Below are 23,898 nucleotides of genomic sequence, written 5' to 3'. Positions count from 1 at the left end.
AAATGATAATAAAGGCGATCCCTCCGATACACATCACAAGAAGCACTTCGGGCGTTATCTGGTCTACGGCATGCATAATTTAAAAAGTGATCAGCGCCTGAAATTTAACATCCTTTCGCGTATTTCCTGCTATCATTTCCACGCCGGAGCCTATTTCGCTTCGATCGATGTACCTGGTTCTTGCATATCGCAGCCACAAGCTTAACGTTTTGCTCACTTTATACTCCAGCAGCACGTAGTTCCTTAGACCCACGCCGTCATAAGCAGGCAGCGAGAACGACATCCACGCGTCATTTTCGTAAACGTAGCTCCGGTTCTCATAATCATCAGTATCGAATACAGCATGGCGAACACTGCATTGAAATCTCCCCACCGTATAACTTGCATCCTGCAGCAAAACCATGCCTTTGGTTGTGCTTCCGTAAAGGGAGTAAGTGTTGAACTGCGCCCTTGTTCTCATGGTGAGCTTTTCTGCCGGGCTACAGCTCAGCACAAACCAGAAGTTTCGCCTTGTACCGTTGCTCACCCGATAAAGATTTTCGGCCGCACCGGTATTGCGGGCTTTTTTCTCTTCTCTCGCCTGAACAAACACAGTGGTCTTGCGGCTGGGCTGGTAATTGAATTTCAACAACCACTCATGTCCGTAAGCCGGAGCGTATCTTCTGAATCCAAGCCAGGGAAAGCTGAAAAGATCCATGTAGCCACACACACTGTATCGCCTGCTCCAGGTGTACTTCCATCCCCAGTAAATGCCTGTTTCATTCTGCGCCTGTGAGCTCTCCGCGAAAGCATTGGCATAGAATGAATGGTAATGTGGATCGAACTTTCTGAAGAGCATGGCCAGATCGAATTTTTTGTGAAGTGACGTAAGCACACCGGCGATCACAGCCCTGCCACCGTGCTGTGACCTGGCAATTTCACTGAAGAAATTAAAATTGCTGTGTGTGTAGTTGACAAACATGCTCAGGGCAACGTTCGTTTTCCCGTTGAATACAAACTGGTTGTAAGGCGTAGGCTTCTTTTGAACGCGATCGCTGAAGCGAATGCCGTGGAAGATCACACCGGCATCGAGGTTGCCACGGTTATAGCTGATCACCGCTGCGTAATTTTTTTCAAGCACCTTTTTTCTTGTTCTGAGCTCGTCGTCATTGCGATGAAACCCCGTGACCTGCAGCGATGAAATGGTGACGTTACGCTCATCACCGGTCTGTTCGCTGCCGTCTCTTCGCAAGGCTGAATACAGTGCTGTGATGCTGATGCGCCTGTGCAACTGAAAAGTGCCCGCGAGCCCGCGGTAGAAACCCGATTCGTTCACGGAAGTGTAGGGCATCAGTCCTACATTATTTTTTCTTGCCGTGGTCACGGTCTCGGCACCTTTGCCCAATCCGAAGGGGCCACCCAATACCAGGCCCTGGCCGAACTGGCACTGGTAATCTCCCGCGATCAGGTTTTTGATCTTTCCCTTGTTGCGTATCTGCGCATGGCAAGAGAGAAAATCGAATCCATACTGTTTTTGTTTTGCACTCCACCGGAATTGTTCTCCCGCGTCTTTTTCAGCGGTGAAGCCCAGACTGTAATCTCCGGGTATGGCAGACCTGAATCGTGTGTAGAGCTTACCGGGCGATCCCTTGAAGATCTTGCTGGTGTCGGCGGCGTGATCATTGCCCGCTTTGTGCTCCAAGGTGCGCTCATATCGCGTGATCAGGTAACTGTTCCTTTCGAAAAGGGCACGCTCCAGCAACGACCGCCCGATGATGCTCTGCGGATCGTTGACTTTTACAAGGGATTGCATGCGCCGGATCGTTTCAAGGTCCAGCGCACGCACTGCCTGGAGCTCGTAGATGCTCACCAACGGGCCATACGCATTTCTGTATTGGATGAGCGCCTCGATCTGTTGCTGCGTTAACAGGTGCAGTGCGCCGAGCTCTTCAGCGCTTGCTTTGTTCAGGTCTACCGGTGCTGCAATGAGCTGCAGCAGATTTTCATAAAGGCTTTCGTAGTCAGCATCTTCATCCTGGAAGGCCGTCAGCTCTTCCAGTCTTGAGAGCTCCTGCGCAGAGCGTGGATGTTCCTGTGCCAGGCAGGTAACGCCGGCAACGAAGAGGGGCCATATCACATTTCTCCTGTTCATTTTTTTGATTTAAACCGGTAACTCACGCCAGCCTGGTGGTTGGTGCCTGTATTCATGCTCCACTGAAGACTGTAATCCAGCACCATTTTTTTTGCCTTGCATCCGAAGCCGAAAAAGGCGGCGTTGGGCTGAAGGTTGATGCCTGTACGCAATGCCAGTTTTTTATGGACCTGATATTCCAGCCCTGTTTTCAAGGTGAGGGGATACAACAGATCCTTTTCTATTTCTCCTGCAATGAACAGGTGATCTGAGACTTCCGCTCCGAAGCCGAGCATCATCACGGCAGGCAGTGTTTCTCCACCTGATCGCGTGAGATGTGGCTGATTGATGTTGATCAGGTGCGCGCCGATGGAGAAGGAAGGTGTTATGTTTACGATGCCTCCGGCGTTGACAGACACGGCGCGGGTGGTGCCGAAGCCTTCCGCATGGTATTGGATATAATTCAACCTGATGCCCAGCGAAGCGAGTCCCATGGTGTTGGCGAAACCAGCCGATAACATTTGCTCGTTGTACAAGTCGTCTCCGAAGCGGTATGCGCCTATGGCCGAAACACCCATGGGCACGGGTATCGCTACCGCTGCCGCCATCCGGTTGAAAGGTGAAAAATTCGGGAAGGCCTGATAGGTGAAAGCTGTGGCCAGGTTTTCAACTTTTGCCAACCCGGCAACGTTATTGAAAACGGACCATTCGTCTTTAAGACAAGCCGACGCATAACCCATGCTCATGGATCTTGCCCCCATAAGACATGAAGCGCTTTGTGCGTTGGAAGAATTGCTCGAAAGAATGAGCAATACAATAACAGATGTGTACCTTAGATGGGTCACGGTTAGAGAGGGTTAATATGTACTTAAGTGAATTTAACGAAGCGCGCATGCAGATCAAAATTTTTTGTGTTTTAATATTGATGAGTCTTGCTGTGCACGCACAAGATCTGCATCGTGAATACTATAAGAACAAAACCTTGCGCGCAGAGGGTTTACTTGCTCAAGGCGTGAAAGAGGGTGAATGGAAATACTACTATCCTTCAGGTGTATTGATGAGCAGAGAATTTTTTAGCCAAGGTGTGCTCGACGGAGCAGTTACGTACTATCACCCCAACGGCAAACTGCAGGGCAGGGAAGTATGGCGAACGGGTGTGCTGCAGGATTCAGCCAGCTACTTTTACAACAGCGGCGCATTGGAGCGCACTGGTCTGTATCATCAGGGAATGTATGCCGGTGTGTGGAAGTACTTTCATGAGAATGGCAAGGTTGAAAAGACCGTGGGTTACAAAGACGGGCTTCCTCACGGCCCCGTTGCTGTTTACAATGACAGCGGTGTCTTATTGCAGGAGGGAAGCTACGAGCAAGGGCTGGAGCATGGCATTTGGAAATTCTACAACGATGAAGGACAGCTTCAGTATTCAGGCAACTATGAGCGCGGACATCGCACGGGCACCTGGTACCGGTATGACAAAAAGGGGAACAAGAAGCCGTGGAAGTATTAGAACTCCTTCTTTACATTGAAGAAGAAGCCCTGTGTGCCGTTGGATGTAAATGAATACTCGAAGCGAAGCACCAGGTCATAGGAACTTACAATGTCAAGACCTGCGCCGGCGCCGGCAAGTAACTGGTCGGTCATTGAAGTATTCCTTCCGGCATTTTCGTAATCGGGATAATTCTTGACGTACCCCAGGTCAGCATAGGTCTTGAGATAGATGGCAATGGGAACGTGCCTGAATTGTTCGATGGGCATGTCGCCCCAGTGATAGGTGTTGGAGAATATCAGCTTTTTAAAAGTGGTCTTGTTGAGGAAGTAATAAGGACCTTCGATCACGTACACTTCGTATCCGCGAACAAATTGTTTACGGAGGCCCAGTGCGCCATAGTTGGCATAAGAGAGATCGTCAGGTGTGCTCCAGAAAAGTACGCTGTTGTTGGCGAGATAGTATTTTTTAGAAAGGTCAAAGTATTTTGAATACAGCAGGTTAGCTTCCACTTTATTCACGTCATCTCCGGCGCCGATGCCGGTTTTGGTAAGGCCCACCAGGAACTGATAACCTTTCAGGGGATAGGCAAAAAAATCACGGTGATCGGCGTTGAACTGGTACTGGATCCAGGTGTACTCCTGTCGCGTGTTGGTTTCACCTTTGATGTAATCGGGGTTCAGTCTTTTTACCGTGTCAGCGATGTTGATGTTCCTGTACTCGACCTTCACCGAATGTGTTTTGTAGAATGATTTGCGATAGGTGTACGTCAGTCCCGCGAGGCGGTCTACACGTAGGGTCTCGTCTGTTTTCAGGAACTCGTATTTATGATCCTGGGTGCGCACGGCAAGGTTCTTGGCTTCCAGGAAACCGAGCTCGATGGCCAGCCCGTGTTTTTGCCTTTTATCGATGTAAGGGAAGCGGTAGAGGAGCTCGAACTTGCGCTGAAATCCGAACTGGGCGGTGAACCTCATGGTCTCATTCCGGCCGCGCATGTTGTACTGGTAGAGGCGAAGGCCATAGTTCACCCTTCTGAAATCATGCCCGTAATTTTGCCACCATTCGTTGAAGTTCCGGTCGGCGAGCTCGAAGATAGGCGCCGGAAAAGTATACCACCGTTCGTCGAGGTCTACCAGCAGGTCTACCTTCATGGAGTCGAGCACCAGCGTGCGTATATCCACCTTGTTGAACAGCCGCGTGTTGATGAGCTTTTTCTTGTCGAGGTCGAGGATCGACACCAGGTCAGTGCTGTACACGATGTCGCCTTTCTTCAGGGAAAGCTCCCGCAGGATGATCTGGTCACGGGTGATGCGGTTACCGATGATGAAGATCCGGTTTACCTCGAGAAAACGCCCCGATGAATCGGCTTGCGTTTTTACGGCGCGATGTTTTAGGGTTACGGTATCGCGTAAAGCAATACTGTGATGGTCTTCCGCCGGTGTATGCGTGGAAAGCAAACTAAAAAAACCGATGATAATACCCAACATCCCGTATTGCTAAGACTCACGCCCGGTAAACTGGTTTAAAGTTATTTTTCCGCTGCAGCGGAATTTTGAGTGCCTTTCCTGAATGAATATAATAAAACGAAAACTCCGGCGATCACCAATGGTATGCTGAGGATCTGGCCCATGTTCAGGGGCAGGTCGTTCTCGAACGATTCCTGGTTCTCTTTCAGGAACTCATAAACAAAACGCAGACCAAAACATACGATCAGGAAAATACCGAACAGCCGGCCGGTGGGCAGGTTTTGCTTGTAACGCGACCAGATCAGGTACAACGCAATGAACAGTACAAAACATGAGATCGACTCATAGAGCTGGGCAGGGTGCCTGGCAATGCCGATCACATTCAGGCGGGCGGCAAGGGTTCCATCTTTTTGCGTGGTGAGCTCATAGTGTGCGTCACCGTTGCTGTCGAAGAACTCATCGAGGCGATAAGAAATGCTCTCGGCATAGCTCATGAGGTCATGTGCGGCATCTTCCTGCGCACCGGGTTTGAAGAAGACATAAACAGAAAGCGGGATCCGGCCGTTGGTGCCTTGCGGTACTGAGTCGTTCTGATGGTAGACGATGGATTCTATGATCTCTTTGTCGCCCTGGCGGTCTTTGACAGCTTCGGTGAGGCGGTTCACAAAGACCACGCCCATGCCACTGTCAGTAGGTTTACCGATGATCTCCGAGTTGAAAAAATTACCAAAACGGATCAGGGCACCGGTGAGCGCCACCAGGATCACGATGCGGTCGAGCACCTGGAAGTAATTCTGCCCCGGTTTTCTCTTGCGACTATAAAGCCAAAGGGCGAACAAAATGCCGATAGCGCCGCCGTGGCTGGCAAGGCCCTGAAGCCCTGTGAACCGGAAAGGACTGAATTCGAACGGAAGAAAGATGCCCAGCGGGTCTTCCCAGATGATGCTGGGCTGATAGAAGATAACGTGGCCAAGCCGTGCGCCGATGATCGTTGCCACCACCATGTAAATGGTGAGGATCTCAACGTCTTTTTCGGGTTTGCCTTCTTTGCGGTAGATGTAATAGAGGATCTGCTGGCTGATCAAAAAACCGAGGGCGAAGAACAGCCCATACCAGCGAAGCGCGAACGTGCCGATCGTAAAAATTTCGGGGCTACCGTTCCAGATGATAAAGTTCGAAATGGCCATGACGGCAAATATAACAGGCCTGGGGGATTCCGTATTGCCGGGCGGGGCTTTTTTCGCGGGCCCGGTTGTCAGTAGAGAGACAGTAGGCAGTAGGCAAAATGGCAGTAGGCAAAGTAATGATCAAAGGGTTGTGTTACAATAACATTAGGGTCACATTGCGTATACTGCCCCGATAACGATCGGAATTACCTACTGCCTACTATTCAAGGGCTTCGAGCTCTTCGGCAAAGGCGGAAGAAAGGATGGGGAAACGGCACCAGGTGCGCGGGTCCACGTTCAGGTCGTCGAGGTGGAATGACGGGGCCAGGCGCTCGCGTTTCCACTGGTTGGCAGACCAGAGCCTGAAGAACTTTTTGATATACGCTTTTAACTGCCCGGCATCGTAGTGATCTTTCATGGCTTCGTACACCTGCAGCGGCGACTTCCTGTTGAGGATGGCATGCCGCTCAATTTCTTCCAGCACCGCGTAAGGCATCAGGTCGGCCTCATCGGTCTGGTTTCGTTCCAGTGGGCGTAGTTCGGCGGTAGGCTGAAGATTGTTCACCGCATGAAGGCCTGTGTGGGCCAGGTTTTTTTCTGCCCACCGGAGCCATTGCAATATAAAGGTCTTGCTCAGCCCGGCGATGGGGGCCAGGCTGCCGCTGGTATCTCCATCCATGGTAGCATACCCTACGTCGCCTTCGCTTCTGTTAGAGGTGGTCAGCAGCACGGCGCGTTTGATGTTGGCCAGCATCCAGATGATGGGAGAGCGCGTGCGTGCCTGGATGTTCTGCAGGGCGATGTCATCCGTTTCCCAGCTTAATTTTCTGCCCGCGGCTTTTTCGATCTTGGCGGTATAGGAAGTCACTTCTTCGTCGATGGTCCAGGCATGGAACTCGGCTCCGATGGACCCGGCAAGGCTTCTGGCAGCCTCCAGCGTGGTCTCCGAAGAATTGCGGGTACCCTGGTAGGCGCAGGTGAGCAATTTGTTCACAGCACGTTGCCAGCTTCCGTTGATCTCCTTTTCGTCAAGGCCCAGTGATGCACAGAAATCTTTCCAGCCAATTTCGGCGGAAGCCCTTTTCACCATTTCAGCCACCAGCACGGCACAGAGACTGGAGTCTGCGCCGCCGCTCAAGGAAAGCACAAATCCTTTTGCCTTGCTCTTGCGCAGGTAATCATACAGCGCCAGCGACACAGCTTGTGCCAGCTCCTCGTTCTTCTCCTTGTTGTCGAGCGACTTAACGGGGCGGGTATTGCCAGGCTCACGGAAGTCGATATCGCAGGCCAGCACGTTCACTTTTTTGAACGAGAGCCTTCTATTCACAGCCAGAAGCCTGCCGCGCTGACCGATGATGATATCGCCATCATAGATCATTCTTCCGGCTTCGTTGCCCAGCAGGTTGGTGAAGACGTAAACGCAGTTGAATTTTGCCGAGCCATCGATCACCACCACCTTTTCGCGGAGCTCGCTTTTGCTCATGGCAAAGTGGCTGGCGCTGGGGTTCATGATGAGGTCTACACCCCGTTCGCAGAGCCGGTACCCGGGCCGGTTGGTCTGGCGCCAGGCGTCTTCACAGATCTCGAAGCCGAAGCGGATGCCTTCAACTTCATAGGTCAGATCTCCTGCCTGCACGTGCTGATACGCTGTGCCGAGGTCTGTTACCTGGGTGGCGGGCCACGCTTCAAACCAACGGGTCTCATAGTGAACGCCGTCTTTGGCCAGGTTCTGTTTCAGGGTAACGCCCAGGATCTTTTTGTTGCTGATCACACAGGCGCCGTTGTAGGTGATGCCATCGATCCTTACCGGCAGCCCTACCGATACGGTGATGCCGTCGCAGTGTTCGGGGATGGCCTGCAGGTGGTGCCATGCTTTTTCGGAGAGCCAGTCGCTGAGGAAGAGGTCTTCGCATCCGTAGCCGGTGAGGCAAAGCTCGGGCAGGCACAGGATCTTCACGTTCTGGTTCCTGGCTTCCCGGATGGCGGAAACGATGTTGTCAACGTTATTTTTCCAGTCGAAAGGGATCTGGTTTACAGTGGCGCCGGCGATTCTGATCATGGTGTGGTTTGTTTCCCGCGGATCCCGCAGATTATCGCAGAAAGGTTTGCAGTCTTGATCTGCGTTGATTCGCGTGATCTGCGGGAGATGGATTTAAACTGACTTTCACTCACAACAACGCAAAATCACTGGAACAGATTCAATATCTCGCAGGTCTTAAATGCCGCGTCTTGTTCGGCTTTTTTCTTGCTGTTGCCGTAGCCAGTGCCCATGGCTTCGTTGTTGACCATTACCTGTGCGGTAAATTCTTTGTGGTTCCGGGCTTTTTTAACGTTCAGGATCTCGAAGCGCACTTCTTTTCCTTCGCGCTGGGCCCATTCAATGATCTTGCTCTTGAAGTTCGAGTTCGAGTTCACGAGCTCTTCGAGGTCATAGTTGGGGGTGATGAGCTTATCGATCACGAATTTGCGTGTGCGCAGGTATCCTTTGTCGAGATAAATGGCGCCTACAATGGCTTCGAGGGTATTGCCCAGGATCACCTGCTGCAGGTGGGCATTTTTGTTATCGAACTGAACGATGTTACCAACCCCGATCTTCTTGGCCAGCAGGTTGAGCGCCTCGCGGTTCACAATACGCGACCGGATCTCGGTCAGAAAACCTTCAGGCTTGAAGGGAAATTTCTTAAAAAGGTAATCCGCTACCGCCGCTCCGAGAATAGCGTCGCCCAGGTACTCCAGCCGCTCATTCGACTCCTTGAAGCCGTGTGTGTTTTCGCGTGCAATGGAGCTGTGCACTGTTGCCAGGCGGTACAGGGCCAGATTGGAGGGAGTGATACCAGCAATATTCTGAATGGCCCTGATCAGTTTCAGGTCATTTGCTGTTTTTCCTTTCGGTATCTTGAGGATTTTCCAAACCAAGTGAAATCAATTCAATAATTAACAGATGCTAATTTAGCAATATTCATTAATGGTTAAAGTCCCGGAGAGATCATCTTCATTGCCACTAAGACACTAACGCGTATTAAGGCACTCAGAAAATTCCGGTCCTATCCACGGATGTGAAGCCAATATCACAACAAAATATTTCACTTTGTGGTTTTTTGGGCTCTTTGTGCCTTTGTGGCCCTTGAGTCACCCGGAACAGGACGCTACGATTGGATCAGACTTTTTTAAGGATGATGGAGAAGTTATGACCACCGAAGCCGAACGTGTTGCTCAGGGCGATGTTCACCGTGCGCTGCTGGGCTTTGTTGAAGGTCATATTGAGCCTGGGATCGAGGTCCGGGTCATCGGTAAAGTGGTTGATCGTAGGTGGCACCACTGATTGGTTGATGGCCATGATACAGGCGATGGATTCGATGGCGCCAGCGGCTCCCAACAGGTGTCCGGTCATGGACTTGGTGGAGCTGATGTTCATTTTATAGGCGTGCTCACCGAATACTTTCTGAATGGCTTTGATCTCGCCGATGTCGCCCAGGGGGGTAGAGGTACCGTGGGTGTTGACGTAATCGATCTGGTCGGCCGTGATACCGGCATCTTCCAGGGCGTTGTACATTACCTGGATGATGCCGGCGCCATCGGGGTGCGGGGCCGTAATGTGGTAGGCGTCGGAAGACATGCCACCTCCGATTACCTCGGCATAGATCTTGGCACCGCGCTTTTTAGCGTGTTCATATTCTTCAAGGATCAACGCACCGGCGCCTTCTCCCAGCACAAAGCCGTCGCGGTCTTTATCATAAGGCCTTGACGCTGTTTCGGGAGAGTCGTTGCGTTCTGACAGTGCTTTCAGCGAGTTGAAACCGCCAACACCAGCTTCACAAACAGCAGCTTCGGAGCCGCCGGATACAATGATATCGGCTTTTCCGAGCCTGAGGAAAGTGAAGGCATCGTAAAGGGCGTTGGTGGAGGATGCGCACGCCGAAACCGTTACATAGTTAGGGCCGCGGAATCCGTACTTGATAGAAATGTGACCTGCGCTGAGGTCAGGGATCATTTTAGGAATGAAGAAAGGGTTGAAGCGGGGGGTGCCGTCACCCTTAGCATAACTCTTAACCTCTTCCTGGAAGGTCAACAACCCCCCGATACCAGAGCCCCAGATCACGCCTACGCGGTTGGGGTTAAGTTCGGTCAGGGGGAGGTTTGAGTCTTTTATAGCCTCATCAACCGCCACCATGGCATACTGCGCGAAGGGGTCCATTTTCCGGGCCTCCTTGCGGTCCATGAAATTACCAATTTCAAAGTTCTTTACTTCGCAGGCAAATTTTGTCTTGAACAGAGTAGAATCAAAGCGCGTGATCGGTGCAGCTCCGCTTTTCCCGGCTTTCAGACCATCCCAAAACTCGGAAAGGGTGTTGCCGATAGGTGTGAGTGCACCAAGTCCTGTAACGACTACTCGCTTCAATTGCATGTTCAAAATAATGTGGTTGTGTAAAGGCGGTTATCAAAATTATTTCTTCACGTTTTGCTCCAGGTAAGAGATGGCCTGGCCTACGGTTGAGATATTTTCAGCCTGATCATCTGGAATGGAAATGTTGAATTCCTTTTCGAACTCCATGATGAGTTCTACGGTATCAAGTGAATCTGCTCCAAGGTCATTGGTAAAGCTAGCCTCAGGAGTAACTTCAGATTCCTCAACACCAAGTTTCTCGATGATGATCTGTTTTACTTTTTGTGCAATTTCAGACATGTTTTTACTGTTTAATGATTTAAAAATCTCTGCAAAGAAAGAGATTTACGGCAATATTGTCAAACTTTTTTGATCTTGCTGAAATAGGCTGAAAACGTGTGATTCCTGTCAAAAAATGAAGAAAAGCAAGCTCGTTATCGACTATGAATACAACTTTGAACTGATGGGTATCGCCACAGCTGCCAGGGGGTATAAGCTTGCATGGGACATCAACCAGCTTCTGGCCATTCAGCTGGTGAAACAGGCAGACCTGGTGGTGGGCTTCCGGAATAACGAGGAAAAGGCTTTCCCTTTCTACGCTTACGAAACACCCCTCAATCGTTTGAAACTCTTTAAAAACAGACCTTCCGAACAGGAGGCTGCAAAGTATTATCTCATCCCTGAGTTTCCTCACTATGATTTCATAATTTTGGCCGCCATGGAAGCCCATACCCATCAACAGTTGATCGAGCTTATCAGAACTATTCCGTCTGTACAGCTTGCCGCTTCCATTCCGTTAGAAGGCCTGAAGTCAAAATCAAACTTCATCTTTTGATCTTATGCCAACTTTTCTTTCTATTTACGTCCTCATTTCGACTTTACACTAAACCTTATGTTTGAAAAAATCTCGTACAATAAAACAAAGATCGTTGCCACGGTAGGCCCCGCTTCGAATTCAAAAGACATGCTTCGTGCGCTGGTGAAAGAAGGTGTCGACGTTTTCCGGCTCAACTTCTCGCACGGTTCACACGACGATCATCAGAAAGTGGTCGACGCAGTACGGGAGATCAACAAGGAGTTCGGCTGCTCCATTTCGTTATTACAAGATCTGCAGGGTCCCAAGATCAGGATCCAGGAGATGCAGCCGGATGTTGTGATCGAAAGGGGCCAGGAGCTGATCATCACCACCCGCCAGCTGCTGGGCAACAACGAGATCGTGAGCACATCTTACACCGGCCTTCCCAGAGATGTAAAACAGGGCGACATGATCCTGGTAGACGATGGAAAGATCGAGCTCAAAGTAAAGGAAGTACGCGATGTGGATGTGGTCACCGAAGTAGTGTACGGCGGCCCTTTGAAATCGCGCAAAGGCATCAACCTGCCTTTTACCAAGGTGTCGGCACCGTCGCTTACGGAAAAGGACCTGAAAGACGTGGAATTCGGCATCAAGAACAATCTAGACTGGATCGCCCTGTCTTTCGTGCGTAAACCTTCGGATATCCAGGAGCTGCGCGAGATCCTCAATAAGAATAAATGTACATCACGTATTGTCGCCAAGATCGAAAAGCCTGAAGCGCTCAGCAACATCGATGATGTGATAGCGGCAACGGATGCCGTAATGGTAGCCCGCGGCGACCTGGGTGTGGAGATCTGGCTGGAAGAAGTGCCCATGGTGCAGAAGATGCTGGTGGAGAAATGTAACAAGGCCGGCAAACCTGTGATCGTTGCTACCCAGATGATGGAAAGCATGATCGAGAACCCTCGCCCTACTCGCGCCGAGACCAACGACGTAGCCAATGCCGTGATGGACGGTGCCGATGCCGTGATGCTTTCGGCCGAAACCGCCGCAGGAAAATACCCGATCGAGGTGATCCGAAGCATGGTGCGTACCGTTGCTTCCGTTGAGAAGAACCCGAAGATGTATTACCGTTTCAGGGAAGTGAACAAAGATTCACCTACCTATATCCACGATAACTTTGTGCTTGCCGCCTGTAAGCTGGCGAAAGATGTAGGTGCCAAAGCCATCGTGGGCATGACACAGTCTGGCTACACCGCCTTTCAGTCATCGGCCTACCGCCCCAACGCCAACGTTTTTGTGTTCAGCTCCAACAAATCACTGCTCACGCAAATGAACCTGGTATGGGGCTCACAGGCATATCTCTATGATAAGCTGACCTCCACAGACGAAACCATCGCCGACGTAGAAGCCACCCTCAAAAGAGACGGCCACGTTAAATCAGGCGATATTATGATCGTGCTGGCCAGCATGCCGATCCAGGAGAAGGCGAGGACGAACACGCTTAAGATCAATATCGTTAAATAAGGACGAGTTTAAGGTACGAGGTACGAACTACGAGGTACGATTGAATGCAGATCGAGCTGTCGTACCTCGTAGTTCGTACTTCGTACCTTTACAATTTCGGTTCTACCATCACCACCTCTTCACGTTCTACTACCACAGCTCCGGCAGGGTCTCCTTTGCGCTTGCGTACAAACTTGCGCGGCGTGACCACTACGGGGCAGAGTGTTTCTGTTTTTCTTTTCGAGTTGTAGGCCGCCAGTTGTGCTGCCCGTTCGATGACGTCTTTCGGAAAATTCTTACCCGATTGATGTTTGATCAGCACGTGCGAACCCGCCACGTCTTTGGCGTGCAGCCACAAGTCTTCTTTATAACCTAACTTGAACGTGAGCACGTCGTTGCTTTGGGCGTTCCTGCCTACCCAGATCCTGAATCCGCTCATTATAAATTCATGATAGGGGAGCGGGGCCGACTGTTTGCCGGCGTCGGGCTCTCCATCCAGCGCCACCTGGATCTTTTTGATCGTTTTCAGATCGGCAGCCGATTCAACTTCCGCGATCTTTTGGCCAAGCTCCAGCATCTCGGCTTCTTTTGCCCGGATGGCCTGCTCGAGCCGGTCGATCTCGATCTGCTGGTTCTTGGCTTTCCGGTAATACACCTCGGCATTTTTCTGGGGCGTGAGCTCTTTCTTCAACCTGATCTCCAGGGGCTGGTTGTCGTTATAGAAATTCTGCACCGTTACCACCGGCGTGTTCGGGCGGATGGCGTGAAGGTTGGCCATGATCAGGTCTGCCCACATCCTGTAATTGTTGTCATGGCGCAGCTCCTGAAGCTTGTCCGCATTTTTCTTGTGGTAGTTTCTGCCGCTTGCCAGTCGTGACCTGAGCAGCGAAAGCACGGCGTTCTTCTGTTGCTCGCGTGCAAAAACATGGGTAAAGGTGTAATAGAAGTCGTTGCTGGCGGCAATGGCATCGTGCCAGGTTTTTCTGATCTCACCGAACGGCAGAAGCGAGAGCACCGGTTTGCCTTCGAGCTCCGTGATGTGAAACTGCGGATTCTCCAGCTGCACGCGCACGGCCTGCAGCATGTTCCACTGCTCACGTGTTGACTTTGAATCGAACCCCTGTGCGGCAAGGTATTGCCATACCACTTTGCCCAGGGTGAAATATACATTGGTTAACTGGCCGTGGTGCCGTTCAAAATTTTCGAAGCTCCAGTCGATGTCACGGTCCAGCGCACTAAGCTTGAGCGCCTCGTCTGCAACGATGTTGTTCCTGAACAACGTGGAGACCTCATCACCTTTGAAGAGGATCACGTTAGACCGGTTGCCATGCATCTTGAACAGGAGCGAGAACTGGTTGGTGAACTCGATGGCGAAGCTCCTTTCGTTGCTGAACTGCCTGATGCCTGCCACGCGCTGACCGATCAGGTCTCCGAAGAGGTCAACGCTGTTCTTACGCGCACGCTGAAAATCCTGCGGGAACGAGAGGCAGCTCAGGTTGGGCAGCACACTTGCCTTGATGTAGAACGAGCCGTGGTGTGTTTCGAACCTGACAATAAGCTCATCCTTTGCCTGGCTGAAGCATTCGGATACCACACATCCCGCCAGGATCTTTTGCAGTGAAGCGCTGAGTTGCTTTAAAAAATAATAGTTGTTATGCACGTGTGGCGTTTATTAATAGGCAAAAGTACTTCCGTATTCTCATATTAGCATGTGGTTGATGTTGGTGAAGAACACCAACATGGGCGGTAGTTGTTACGGCACGTGTGGCGTTTATTAATAGGCAAAAGTATTCCTGTATTCTCATATTAGCATGTGGTCTCATGTTGGTGAAGAACACTAACATGGGCAGGTGGGCGCGCGGTATTACAATACAACCTGCAGTCCGTCGTAGGCCAGCGAGACATTGGCGGGAAGCTCTTTGGTGACGTCGGCGTGCAGCCCGAGCTTGTGGCTGATGTGGGTGAAGTAGGTACGGGCGGGTTTGATCTTCTCCACCATTTCCAGCGCTTCCACGAGGTTGAAGTGTGAGATGTGCTGTTCACGCTGCAGGGCATTCAGCACGAGCACTTCTGTGCCTTCGAGCTTTTGCAGGGTCTCTGCGGGAATGTAGTTGGCGTCTGTGATGTAGCTGAAGTTGTTGAACCTGAAACCCAGCACCGGCAGCTTGAGGTGCATCACCGGCAGGGGTGTGATCTTTACGCCGTTGGCGGTGAAGGCTTCGTGGTCTATGAGGTTGAGGGTAAGGCGTGGTATGCCGGGGTAGTGCTGGGGTGCGAACGCGTAAGCATACTCGGTTCTGAGCTGGTCCAGCACGGGTTGTGTGCCGTACACGGGCATGTCCATCTGCTGCATGAAGTTGTAGGCCCGCACATCGTCAAGGCCCGCGGTATGATCGCGGTGGGCGTGGGTGAAGATGACAGAATCGATCCGTTTTACCTGTTCGCGCAGCATCTGCTGACGGAAGTCAGGACCGGTGTCGATGACAAAATTCTGGTTCTGGATCTCGATGAAGATGGAGCTTCTCAGCCGCTTGTCGCGGTAGTCGAGGGACTGGCAAACTTCACAGGTGCAGCCAATAACTGGCACACCCTGCGAAGTACCGGTGCCCAGGAAAGTTACTTTCAAGCAGCTGCTGATTGTTGGAAGAGCTCGCTGTAGAATTTAACGTTTTTCTCTGTGAAACGGCTCATGTCCAGCACAACGTTCTTCAGAATGTCCAGCATAGCGTTGATTTTTCCCTCTGTGGGGTAGAACTTATTGACAATGATGATCTTCTGATCTTTCAATACACAATACCCCGACTTGAAGTTACCTTTTTCGTACCGGAGGGTGTAATCCGATTCGGCAACCAGGTCTTCAAGTTTGGCTAAAAACTGTGTGGTGTATTTAATCATAGTGGCTACAAGATTCTATGCACAAAGATAATCCATTTTGCCATTTTGGGGCTTTTTGATGTGGAATTTCTTGTGGATAAGCGGCTGTGATGTGGATAACTCGAACAGCCAGAGGCAGTTTGCGGCGGCTATTTTAACACATTTTTCAGTCAAAAAATCACCCTAAATTGCGAAGATTTGAGAACGGATCGAAAAAAACTTGTGGTCGTTGCCGGACCCACCGCCGTAGGTAAAACCGCCATTGCCCTGGAGCTGGCCAGGCAGCTGAAAACGGAGATCGTGTCTGCCGATTCAAGGCAGTTCTTTCGCGAGCTTACCATCGGCACGGCCAAACCCTCGGAAGTGGAGCTGCGCGCCGTGCCCCATCACTTTATCAACAGCCACTCCATCACCGAAGATTACGACGCCGCACAATTCGGCCGCGATGCCCTGCCTGTGATCCATACCATTTTTCATCACCACGATTACGCTATACTCTGTGGTGGATCGGGGCTTTACATCAAAGCGGTATGTGAGGGGTTTGACGATATACCGGAAGTTCCGGAGGAGGTGCGCAATGAGCTTACCACACAATTCAACCATCATGGCATCGTGTGGCTGCAGCAGCGCATGGCCGAGCTGGATCCGGAGCATCTGAAAACAATCGACCGGCAGAATCCCCACCGCCTCATCCGCGCGCTTGAAGTGAAAATAGCAACGGGCATGTCCATATCATCTTTCCGGAAAAACGAAAAACTTCAGCACCACTTCGATATTGTGAAGGTAGGCCTCGAGCTTCCGCGTGAAGAATTGTACCGGCGCATCGATGACAGGATGGACCAGATGATCGCCGCGGGATTATTCGAGGAGGCAGCGCGCTTGTATGATTACAAGAGTCACCAGGCGCTGCAAACCGTGGGCTACCAGGAGATCTTCGATTTTATGGATGGCGCTTATGACAAGGAGGAGGCCGTGAGGCTTTTAAAGCGGAACTCGCGGCGTTATGCGAAGCGGCAGCTTACGTGGTTTAAGCGGGACACTGAAATGGAATGGTTTCATCCGGGGGAGGTGGAGGAGATCGTTGGTTATGTTACAAGTTAGAAGTTTAAAGTTGGGGCTGTCAAGATTAACACGGCTCGGCTTTCAAACTTGAAACTTGAAACTTCTAACTTTAAACTCTAATATTCGAATTGAAACCATACTGACTTGAACGGTAATAAAGTTCTCATCATCACCTACTACTGGCCTCCGAGTGGAGGGAGCGGGGTTCAGCGATGGCTCAAGTTTGTGAAGTACCTGCCATCGTTCGGGTGGGAGCCTTACGTGTTCACACCTGAAAATCCTTCGTTCGACATCAGGGATGAATCGTTGCTGAAAGACGTGCCCAACGAAGCGGAGGTGATCCGTTTTCCCATCTGGGAGCCTTACAATGCTTTTATGCGATTGTCTTCCCTGTTCGGGTCGGCACGCTCGGCCAAGCCCACGGAGCTGGTATCGGTAAAGAAACGCTCGTTGTTTCAGCGCATCAGCACGTGGATCAGGGGCAACCTGTTCATTCCCGATCCGCGCCGGTTCTGGGTGAGGCCTTCGGTGGAATTCCTGCACGAGTTTCTGGAAGACAACCAGATCCGCACCATCGTTACCACCGGTCCACCCCACAGCATTCACCTGATCGGGCTCAGGCTCCGCAAGAAAAATCCGTCACTGCGATGGATCGCCGACTTCCGCGATCCCTGGTCGGAGTGGGGATTGCTGGATAGCCTGGCCGTTGGAAAGCTGGCGCGCAGGCAACATCAGCGCCTTGAGGCCGCAGTGCTTTCAACGGCCGATGAGGTAGTCGCCACCACGCCCTTCTACCGGAGAAGATTCGAGGCGCTTGGAAACCGCAAAGTATACCTGCTCACCAATGGCTTCGATGAAGATGATTTCAACGGCATTGTTTATTCAAGGCCCGACAAGTTCACCCTGCGGCACGTGGGCATCATCAACGAGAAGGTTGACCCGCGTCCTCTTATGGAAGCTTTGCTGGCCCTGGCACGTGAAGATGAACGGTTTGCAACACACGCACGGCTCGAGTTCATCGGCGAGGTTCATCCGCACTTCCGGCAATTTATAAACGATTCTGAGGTGTTGAAGGGCATTACTGTTTTTTCGGGCAACATCCCGCACAAGCAGCTGACCAAATTATACGGGTCTTCATCGCTGTTGCTGCTGATCCTCTCAGGTTATAAAAATGCCGAGGGCTACATGCCTGGCAAGCTGTTCGAATACCTGGCCACGGGTTTGCCGGTGCTGGGGATCGGTCCTTCGGGGGGAGATGCAGCGGCGTTGCTGAAAGAAACACAGGGCGGCACCATGTTCGAAGGCGATGATACCGCCGCCATTAAACAATTCGTGCTTCAGCATTTCAACCACTGGCTTTCGGGGGCCCAGCCGGCGATCAAACGCACAGGGGCCATGACCTATTCCCGGCGGGCTGTGGCAGGCCAGCTTGCCGAGCTGCTGTCATTGTGATAACCTGTAGAGAAAGCCCATCTCGAGCGCTTTGGTGATGAGCTCGGCGGCGTTGTTCACATTCAGCTTCCGCATCATGTTCCTTCTGTGGGCCTTTACCGTGAGGTGAGAGATCTTGAGCCTTTCTGCGATCTGTTCGCTCGTTTTTCCGGAGGCGATCAGCCTGAGGATCTCCTGCTCCCTTTCTGAAAAAGGCGATTCGATCTTGGTGGTCATGGACGCGGCCGGAAACAACTTGGCACCCTGGCAGGTCTTCAGCAGCGAGTCGATCAGCTGCATACTTTCCATAGACTTGTTCAGGTAAGCATCGGCGCCCAGCATAAACGCCTCCTGCGAGAATACACTTTCTTCGTGCATGCTCAGCACCACGATCTTCGAAGTATTGTTATTGAGCCTGATCCGTTTGATGGCATCGAAACCGTTAATGGCCGGCATCTCCACATCGATGATCAGCAGGTCTGCATTGTATGCCTGCATCTTTTCGAGCAGGCTTTGGCCGTTGTAAAATTTTTGGACCACCTGAAAATGACCGGAGTCATTCAACACTCTTTCAAGTCCATCACAGAATAATTTGTGGTCATCAGCGAGTATGGTTCGTATCATACTATCTCCTTGTTTATAGTTACGGGGATATCAATTGTGTAAGAAATACCAAAATTTCCGGATTCGAATTTCAATGTGCCGTTAACCGACTGGATCCGGGATTCGATGTTGTCAAGACCGAGCCCGCTTTGCAGCGGATCATAATTGAAGCCAACGCCGTCGTCTTCGTAAACGATGTTGAGCACGTCGTCGAACGCGTTCATGTGAATGGTGATATGTTTGGCGAAAGAGTGTTTGATGGAATTGGTGAGCAGCTCTTGCAGTACCCTGAACACGATGGTATTCAGCTCGTGGTTGTTGAACTCCTTGCCGAATGTTTTTAATGAAATGGCGATCGGGATACTTTTGTTGAGCTTGCCGATATAATTTTTCAATCCTGTAAAAAGCCCGTAACGCTCGAGGCTGGGGGGCGTGAGGCCGTAGATGATCTCTTTCAATTCACCGATAGCGATCTGGAACTGGTCTTCCACATCGGAGGCGAGCGGTTCTTTGTAGCTCTTGAGAAGCTGGCTCACGATCAGTTTTATGGCGGTGAGATTCGTGCCTACGCGGTCGTGCAATTCTTTCGAGATCCGGTTGCGTTCACGCTCCAGGGCAACAACTTCGGATTGAATTAATTTCTGCTGGTGATCATTGATGATCTTGAGATAACGATGTTTCTCCCGGTTGATGGACCGTTGATACCTGAAATACAAGTAGGCTATCATGAGGAATACAAAAAACAAGAGCAATTGTATATACCATTTGCTCAGCCAGGGAGGTACGATCGTAAAATTGATGGAGGCCGTAGCGGGGATCCAGTGAGAATTATCCGTGGAGTATTCAAGGGCAAAGGTATACTTGCCCGGCGCCAGGGAAGAGAACAGGAGCTTTTTGCTGGTGGTGTAGATCCAGCTGTCTTTTTCAGAGAGACGGTATCGCAGTAAAATGTTCGGATTGTTGAAAGAGATGAAGCTGAACGCTACTTCAATGTTGTTCTGCTGCGGGCCGAGCCTGATGTCTTTGCTGTCAGGTGAAATGATCTTTTTATTGGCTTTTATTTCCTGGATGTAAAAGAGGGGGCGCGTATTGGTGAACTTGGTGAAGGTATTGGGGATCACGGAAAATCCCTCATCCGAAAAAGCCCACACAGCATCGTCGGCTTCGATCAGGAAGTCGATCTTGTCACTGATCAACCCGCTTTTTTTGCTGAGGTACTTCAGTGACATGTCCTGGTTGCTGAAACTTGAAACCGGTATGCGCACCAATCCTTTTTCGGTGCCCAGCCATAAGATGGAGTCATTCAGAAGCGAGGAATAGATGTTATCGGCCAGAAAATTATTTTGCGTGTTGTACCACTTATAAGTCTGGTCACGGTAGTTCATCAGCAAAAAGCCTTTCCCTAATGTTGTCAGCAGCAGGGTGGTGTCGTTGAAGCGCAGAAGGTCGGGGAATTTCACATCAGAAAATTGCGCGGGAGCCGTGCGTGTTTTTAAGGATGTGTCGCGGAGGTGGAGGCCCAGGCGGTCCGAAAAAATGATCATGCTGTCGATGGCCAGCACAGACCGGTAGTGATGGTGGATGGTATCAGCCATCACTTCATTTCCATCGGGATCGAATTTTCTAACACGGAATCCGCCAACGGCATACACGTTTCCATAGTCATCTTCATAAAAATCATTCGATAGACCGATGTATTTTCTTTTGAGCTTCAGGTTGTGGTCATATACCTTGATCTCGGAGCTGGTGGAGACCCACAACGTCTTATTATTGCTGAACATCAGCACCAGGGGAGTTTCCACCGTTGTTACCAGGGTGGCCTTTTTGGTTTTAATGTTCACTTCAAAAATACTTCCGTCCTGCTTGCCTACCCACATATGATCGCCCCCGGATGCTACACTTTTGATACGCGAGGGCGATGGTAACGAATAGTGGCTGATCAGCACGTTCGGTACGTGGAAGACACCGTTTTCAAGCGTAGAAAACCAAAGCCCGCCTTCATGATCCTGCGCTACTTTTGTAACGGATTTGTTCTTCAGAAAATCAGGCTCCCAAGCTATGCTGAAATCATCGGTGGCGTATCGCGTGGTGCCGCCGCTCATATAGCCCACCCATAACTGATCTTCCTTGTCAACGGAAAGGCTGATGACGGGATGGACGGAAGAAACCACTTTGGTCAGGGTTTGCCCGTCATAGGCGTATACCTCCTGGTTCAGCGAAAAGTAATCCTTGCCTTTCCATTTCACATTTCGCAGCACGCGGTTCAGGTAGGGGCTTCTTGACCCTGTCACAGGAAGTTGCTTTCCATCGATAATTAGTCTCTTTACATAGGGGTCGCCGCGATTGGAACCTTCCATTAAATAATGTTCTCCGATCTTTTTGTAGTAGACGCCTTGTATTTTGACCTCATCTACTATTTCAAGGTTTCCAAGCGTATCAACATGTCCGAACGTGGTTCTTACGGTGAACCACAGCCCGCCCTTGTCATCGATCACATAGTTGAACAATCCTTTTTGGGCATAGGAACCAAGCTTGTTATTGTACTTGTATTTTTTAATGCTGTCGTTCTCAAAATATGACAAGATGCCGGAGAAAGTCCTGAACCAGATCCGGTCTTTGTGATCCTCAAAAAAACTGAACACCACCGGGTCTGTCAATCCATCTTTTGTATGATAGGTCTTCATCTCATGGCCATCAAACTTCACTATTCCATTGTCGGTAGCAAACCAGAGAAATCCTTTCCGGTCCTGGTACACTTCATATACTTCTGAGCTGGGAAGGCCTTCGGGAACAGAGTAATTGTAAATTGTGAACGATTGGCCGTTTACCTCCAGGGCGAGAAGGAGAATGAAACAAATGACGGCGGTTGCTCTCATGAATCTGGTAAGGCCATTCGTCGGCCAAGGTACGATGTATTACCTAAGAATGCATGAAAACCGTAGTGCTTTAAATTATTGGTTTCGTGTGTGGAGAAGAAGTAAGGTAGCCGTTTGAAACGCTGAAAAAATTGCCGACAACGCTTTGATTTTCAGAGGAAGGAATTCTCCGATACTTAAAAAGGAGTAGCGGAATTTGCGTAGTGAAAACGGTGGATTGAATTTTTTTAAATACGGAAGTTCTGCGACCTTAGATTCAGTAAACGTAAACAACAGTTTACGATTCTACAAGAAATTACAGGAGGACCCTCTCCATTGAATGATCACCATGGTCAGGTTTGTTCGAAGCAGATCTCACCATGGTGATCTTGTTTTTTTCAGGCCCTCCAAACTTACGCATTTTCAATCTTCACAAGCAGATCGTTGAAGATCATTTCATTTCTTTCTGCATTGAGCACCAGCGCAGCTTTCGCCGATTGTGCTTTGAACCGGGCAACATCCGCTGCCGTGAGGCTGTTGAGTTTTGCGGCAAGGCTTTTCGGGGTGAAATCTGCTGACACTACGCCATTCTGGTATTGATTGACGATGGCTGCCATTTCAGGGGTTGGCCCGATGGCGATGCCCAACCGCGCCTGGATGAAATCGAAAAGTTTATTGGGAAGTGTGTTGGCGTAGTTGAAGTTGACAGGAGGCAACAGAAATACACCCATGTCGTAACGATTGATGGTTGCAACTACTGCGGTACTGGTAACGGACGGCAATATTTTTATTCTGGCATCTTTCGCAGCATTTGCTTTCAGCGATTCGATGTAAGCGCGGGTTTGCGCGGAGGCGTAGTTGGAGGTCATCAACATGAGATCGAGCGAGAACCGCTCATCCAGGTATCCCATCATCTCGATCATCAGCTCGAGCCTGCGTGACGGATTGGCGATGCCGTGGTGGATCAATCTTATTTTGTCAGGGACCATCGCACTGGGCTCAATGGCATGTTGCCTCGCGGCGTTTGTAATGATCACCGGCTTTACACCAAAATTCTTTTCGTACTCATAGGCCAGCCCCTGACCCACAGTAAGCATGGCATTTGTTTCAGGAATAAATTTCCGGCACAGATAGATATAAAATCGCTGGAAGAAGATGCGCCAGGTAAGGTTGTTCTCAAAATGACGGGGCGCATACTCATGGGCATCGAAGATCAACTTTGCTTTTCCCTTCAGCGCAAATGCCAGGGGGAGCGTATCGATATCGTTGGCAACTACAAGATCAAATTTTTTATTCGAAAGCCGTTCCTTTAGATCAGCTTCATATTCGTGAAAAAGACGGTATGCCAGGCTGTATTGTCGAAGAAGCAGCGCCGCGCTCATGATAGCCTTCCGTGTTAAGGTGAGCTTCGTTTGCTGAATGCGTACCAGGTCAACATTGGTCATGGGGTCGGCATCAAAACAGACCAGAGTAACGTGATGATTTTTCGCCAGAAAAGATACCTGGCGCATTACCCTCGCGTCGTGTTTCAGGTTGCTGAAAACCAGCACAAGAACCTCTTTTTTCATTGCCGGCGAAGATAGAGGAAGTTTTGTGAAAAGTCGATAAATAAAGCGCCGCAACTTTCACGTAAAACGTTATTTTTGCCCGTTGTAACATGGTACGCATCAGTCGTTCGTTCATTAAGGGATCTATCATTTATACGGCCATCGGTGCGTTACCCATGGCAAGCGCCATTCTGCTGGTGCCCTTCTACATGGTAGGCCTGTCTACGGCAGACTTCGGGGCGTTGTCGATTTACCTGGCCTTTTCATTATTGGTGCAGTTGCTGGTCACCTACAGCTTCGATACGTCGTTGTACATCCACTACCACGAGTTCAAGAACGACAAGGCCAAACTTTCCGCTTTTGTGAGCTCTGCTTTTGTGTTGATGCTGCTCATCGCCGCCGGCCTCTCGATCATCATATTGCCGGCGGGCGGTTCTATTCTGGGGCTGATCTTCAAACACCAGGACATCGCTTTTTTTCCGAACGGGTGGCTCGCGCTGGGCGGCGGCATTTTTCAGGCGATCTTCAAAGTGCACAGCAACCTGCTTCAAAGCCGCGAAAAGCCTGAGACCTTCTTTTGGTCAAACCTGTTTTTGTTTACGGGCATCGTCC

At 50.5% G+C, this 23,898-nt stretch carries 20 protein-coding genes; 6 read left to right on the top strand and 14 right to left on the bottom strand.

Annotated features, from left to right (window positions below):
- Positions 1-79: 79 nt before the first annotated feature.
- Positions 80-2,131, bottom strand: coding sequence for a ComEA family DNA-binding protein (locus tag KK083_RS20660; RefSeq protein ID WP_254167176.1), 2,052 nt, complete (start codon positions 2,129-2,131; stop codon positions 80-82).
- Complete coding sequence (locus KK083_RS20655) at positions 2,128-2,955, bottom strand: hypothetical protein (RefSeq protein ID WP_254167173.1); 828 nt, start codon at positions 2,953-2,955, stop codon at positions 2,128-2,130. Before KK083_RS20655 ends, KK083_RS20660 begins: the two co-directional genes overlap by 4 nt.
- A 47-nt stretch (positions 2,956-3,002) precedes the next feature.
- On the opposite strand from KK083_RS20655, the gene KK083_RS20650 reads away from it, so the two are divergent.
- Entirely contained in the window at positions 3,003-3,617 is a 615-nt protein-coding gene (locus KK083_RS20650; RefSeq protein WP_254167171.1) for a toxin-antitoxin system YwqK family antitoxin, read from the top strand.
- Here the strand turns inward: KK083_RS20650 and KK083_RS20645 are convergent.
- From KK083_RS20645 to KK083_RS20620, 6 genes are all read right to left on the bottom strand, one after another.
- Positions 3,614-5,083: a BamA/TamA family outer membrane protein gene (locus KK083_RS20645; protein ID WP_254167169.1), complete on the bottom strand. Its 1,470-nt coding sequence runs from the start codon at positions 5,081-5,083 to the stop codon at positions 3,614-3,616. The two genes, KK083_RS20650 and KK083_RS20645, sit on opposite strands and share 4 nt — an antisense overlap.
- A 41-nt stretch (positions 5,084-5,124) precedes the next feature.
- Positions 5,125-6,249 (bottom strand): prolipoprotein diacylglyceryl transferase, encoded by a 1,125-nt coding sequence (locus tag KK083_RS20640; RefSeq protein WP_254167167.1) that lies wholly within the window; start codon positions 6,247-6,249, stop codon positions 5,125-5,127.
- A 199-nt stretch (positions 6,250-6,448) separates the two neighbouring features.
- Positions 6,449-8,287 carry an NAD(+) synthase gene (gene nadE, locus KK083_RS20635; RefSeq protein WP_254167164.1) on the bottom strand — a complete coding sequence of 613 codons (1,839 nt, stop codon included), beginning with the start codon at positions 8,285-8,287 and terminating at the stop codon, positions 6,449-6,451.
- Between the two features lie 125 nt (positions 8,288-8,412).
- Positions 8,413-9,144 carry a ribonuclease III gene (rnc, locus tag KK083_RS20630; RefSeq protein WP_254167162.1) on the bottom strand — a complete coding sequence of 244 codons (732 nt, stop codon included), beginning with the start codon at positions 9,142-9,144 and terminating at the stop codon, positions 8,413-8,415.
- 241 nt (positions 9,145-9,385) lie between these two features.
- Positions 9,386-10,633, bottom strand: coding sequence for a beta-ketoacyl-ACP synthase II (gene fabF, locus KK083_RS20625; protein ID WP_254167159.1), 1,248 nt, complete (start codon positions 10,631-10,633; stop codon positions 9,386-9,388).
- A gap of 39 nt (positions 10,634-10,672) precedes the next feature.
- A complete protein-coding gene (locus tag KK083_RS20620) occupies positions 10,673-10,912 on the bottom strand; it encodes an acyl carrier protein (protein WP_025537672.1) in 240 nt (79 codons plus the stop codon).
- Positions 10,913-11,027: 115 nt separating this feature from the next.
- On the opposite strand from KK083_RS20620, the gene KK083_RS20615 reads away from it, so the two are divergent.
- Positions 11,028-11,447: an IPExxxVDY family protein gene (locus KK083_RS20615; RefSeq protein WP_254167157.1), complete on the top strand. Its 420-nt coding sequence runs from the start codon at positions 11,028-11,030 to the stop codon at positions 11,445-11,447.
- Between the two features lie 57 nt (positions 11,448-11,504).
- Positions 11,505-12,935: a pyruvate kinase gene (gene pyk, locus KK083_RS20610; RefSeq protein WP_254167155.1), complete on the top strand. Its 1,431-nt coding sequence runs from the start codon at positions 11,505-11,507 to the stop codon at positions 12,933-12,935.
- Between the two features lie 88 nt (positions 12,936-13,023).
- Here the strand turns inward: pyk and KK083_RS20605 are convergent, their stop codons facing one another.
- From KK083_RS20605 to KK083_RS20595, 3 genes are all read right to left on the bottom strand, one after another.
- Positions 13,024-14,574 carry an NFACT RNA binding domain-containing protein gene (locus KK083_RS20605; protein WP_254167153.1) on the bottom strand — a complete coding sequence of 517 codons (1,551 nt, stop codon included), beginning with the start codon at positions 14,572-14,574 and terminating at the stop codon, positions 13,024-13,026.
- Between the two features lie 204 nt (positions 14,575-14,778).
- Positions 14,779-15,540 carry an MBL fold metallo-hydrolase gene (locus tag KK083_RS20600; RefSeq protein ID WP_254167150.1) on the bottom strand — a complete coding sequence of 254 codons (762 nt, stop codon included), beginning with the start codon at positions 15,538-15,540 and terminating at the stop codon, positions 14,779-14,781.
- Positions 15,537-15,809: a hypothetical protein gene (locus tag KK083_RS20595; protein WP_254167148.1), complete on the bottom strand. Its 273-nt coding sequence runs from the start codon at positions 15,807-15,809 to the stop codon at positions 15,537-15,539. The genes KK083_RS20600 and KK083_RS20595 overlap by 4 nt, the downstream gene beginning before the upstream one ends.
- Before the next feature lie 177 nt (positions 15,810-15,986).
- On the opposite strand from KK083_RS20595, the gene miaA reads away from it, so the two are divergent.
- Entirely contained in the window at positions 15,987-16,889 is a 903-nt protein-coding gene (miaA, locus tag KK083_RS20590; protein ID WP_254167146.1) for a tRNA (adenosine(37)-N6)-dimethylallyltransferase MiaA, read from the top strand.
- Between the two features lie 105 nt (positions 16,890-16,994).
- Positions 16,995-18,302, top strand: coding sequence for a glycosyltransferase (locus tag KK083_RS20585; RefSeq protein WP_254167144.1), 1,308 nt, complete (start codon positions 16,995-16,997; stop codon positions 18,300-18,302).
- Here KK083_RS20585 and KK083_RS20580 read toward each other — a convergent pair.
- From KK083_RS20580 to KK083_RS20570, 3 genes are all read right to left on the bottom strand, one after another.
- Entirely contained in the window at positions 18,294-18,905 is a 612-nt protein-coding gene (locus KK083_RS20580) for a response regulator transcription factor (RefSeq protein ID WP_254167141.1), read from the bottom strand. The two genes, KK083_RS20585 and KK083_RS20580, sit on opposite strands and share 9 nt — an antisense overlap.
- Entirely contained in the window at positions 18,902-21,760 is a 2,859-nt protein-coding gene (locus tag KK083_RS20575) for a sensor histidine kinase (protein WP_254167139.1), read from the bottom strand. Before KK083_RS20575 ends, KK083_RS20580 begins: the two co-directional genes overlap by 4 nt.
- 392 nt (positions 21,761-22,152) lie before the next feature.
- Positions 22,153-23,307 (bottom strand): glycosyltransferase, encoded by a 1,155-nt coding sequence (locus tag KK083_RS20570; protein ID WP_254167136.1) that lies wholly within the window; start codon positions 23,305-23,307, stop codon positions 22,153-22,155.
- Between the two features lie 89 nt (positions 23,308-23,396).
- Here KK083_RS20570 and KK083_RS20565 point away from each other — a divergent pair.
- A partial coding sequence (locus KK083_RS20565; RefSeq protein WP_254167134.1) for an MATE family efflux transporter occupies positions 23,397-23,898 on the top strand: 502 nt, incomplete at its 3' end.

The sequence above is a fragment of the Chryseosolibacter histidinae genome (assembly GCF_018598225.1).
Taxonomy (GTDB): Bacteria; Bacteroidota; Bacteroidia; order Cytophagales; family Cyclobacteriaceae; genus Chryseosolibacter; species Chryseosolibacter histidini.
Note: the sequence above shows the minus strand (reverse complement) of the source record. Positions and strands in the feature narration are given on the sequence as shown.

Excerpts from the sequence above, each read along its gene's own strand:
- KK083_RS20660 (WP_254167176.1), bottom strand. The coding sequence starts at position 2,131 with ATGAACAGGAGAAATGTGATATGGCCCCTCTTCGTTGCCGGCGTTACC.
- KK083_RS20650 (WP_254167171.1), top strand. The coding sequence starts at position 3,003 with ATGCAGATCAAAATTTTTTGTGTTTTAATATTGATGAGTCTTGCTGTG.
- KK083_RS20645 (WP_254167169.1), bottom strand. The coding sequence starts at position 5,083 with ATGTTGGGTATTATCATCGGTTTTTTTAGTTTGCTTTCCACGCATACA.
- KK083_RS20640 (WP_254167167.1), bottom strand. The coding sequence starts at position 6,249 with ATGGCCATTTCGAACTTTATCATCTGGAACGGTAGCCCCGAAATTTTT.
- nadE (WP_254167164.1), bottom strand. The coding sequence starts at position 8,287 with ATGATCAGAATCGCCGGCGCCACTGTAAACCAGATCCCTTTCGACTGG.
- fabF (WP_254167159.1), bottom strand. The coding sequence starts at position 10,633 with ATGCAATTGAAGCGAGTAGTCGTTACAGGACTTGGTGCACTCACACCT.
- KK083_RS20620 (WP_025537672.1), bottom strand. The coding sequence starts at position 10,912 with ATGTCTGAAATTGCACAAAAAGTAAAACAGATCATCATCGAGAAACTT.
- KK083_RS20615 (WP_254167157.1), top strand. The coding sequence starts at position 11,028 with ATGAAGAAAAGCAAGCTCGTTATCGACTATGAATACAACTTTGAACTG.
- pyk (WP_254167155.1), top strand. The coding sequence starts at position 11,505 with ATGTTTGAAAAAATCTCGTACAATAAAACAAAGATCGTTGCCACGGTA.
- KK083_RS20595 (WP_254167148.1), bottom strand. The coding sequence starts at position 15,809 with ATGATTAAATACACCACACAGTTTTTAGCCAAACTTGAAGACCTGGTT.
- KK083_RS20580 (WP_254167141.1), bottom strand. The coding sequence starts at position 18,905 with ATGATACGAACCATACTCGCTGATGACCACAAATTATTCTGTGATGGA.
- KK083_RS20575 (WP_254167139.1), bottom strand. The coding sequence starts at position 21,760 with ATGAGAGCAACCGCCGTCATTTGTTTCATTCTCCTTCTCGCCCTGGAG.
- KK083_RS20570 (WP_254167136.1), bottom strand. The coding sequence starts at position 23,307 with ATGAAAAAAGAGGTTCTTGTGCTGGTTTTCAGCAACCTGAAACACGAC.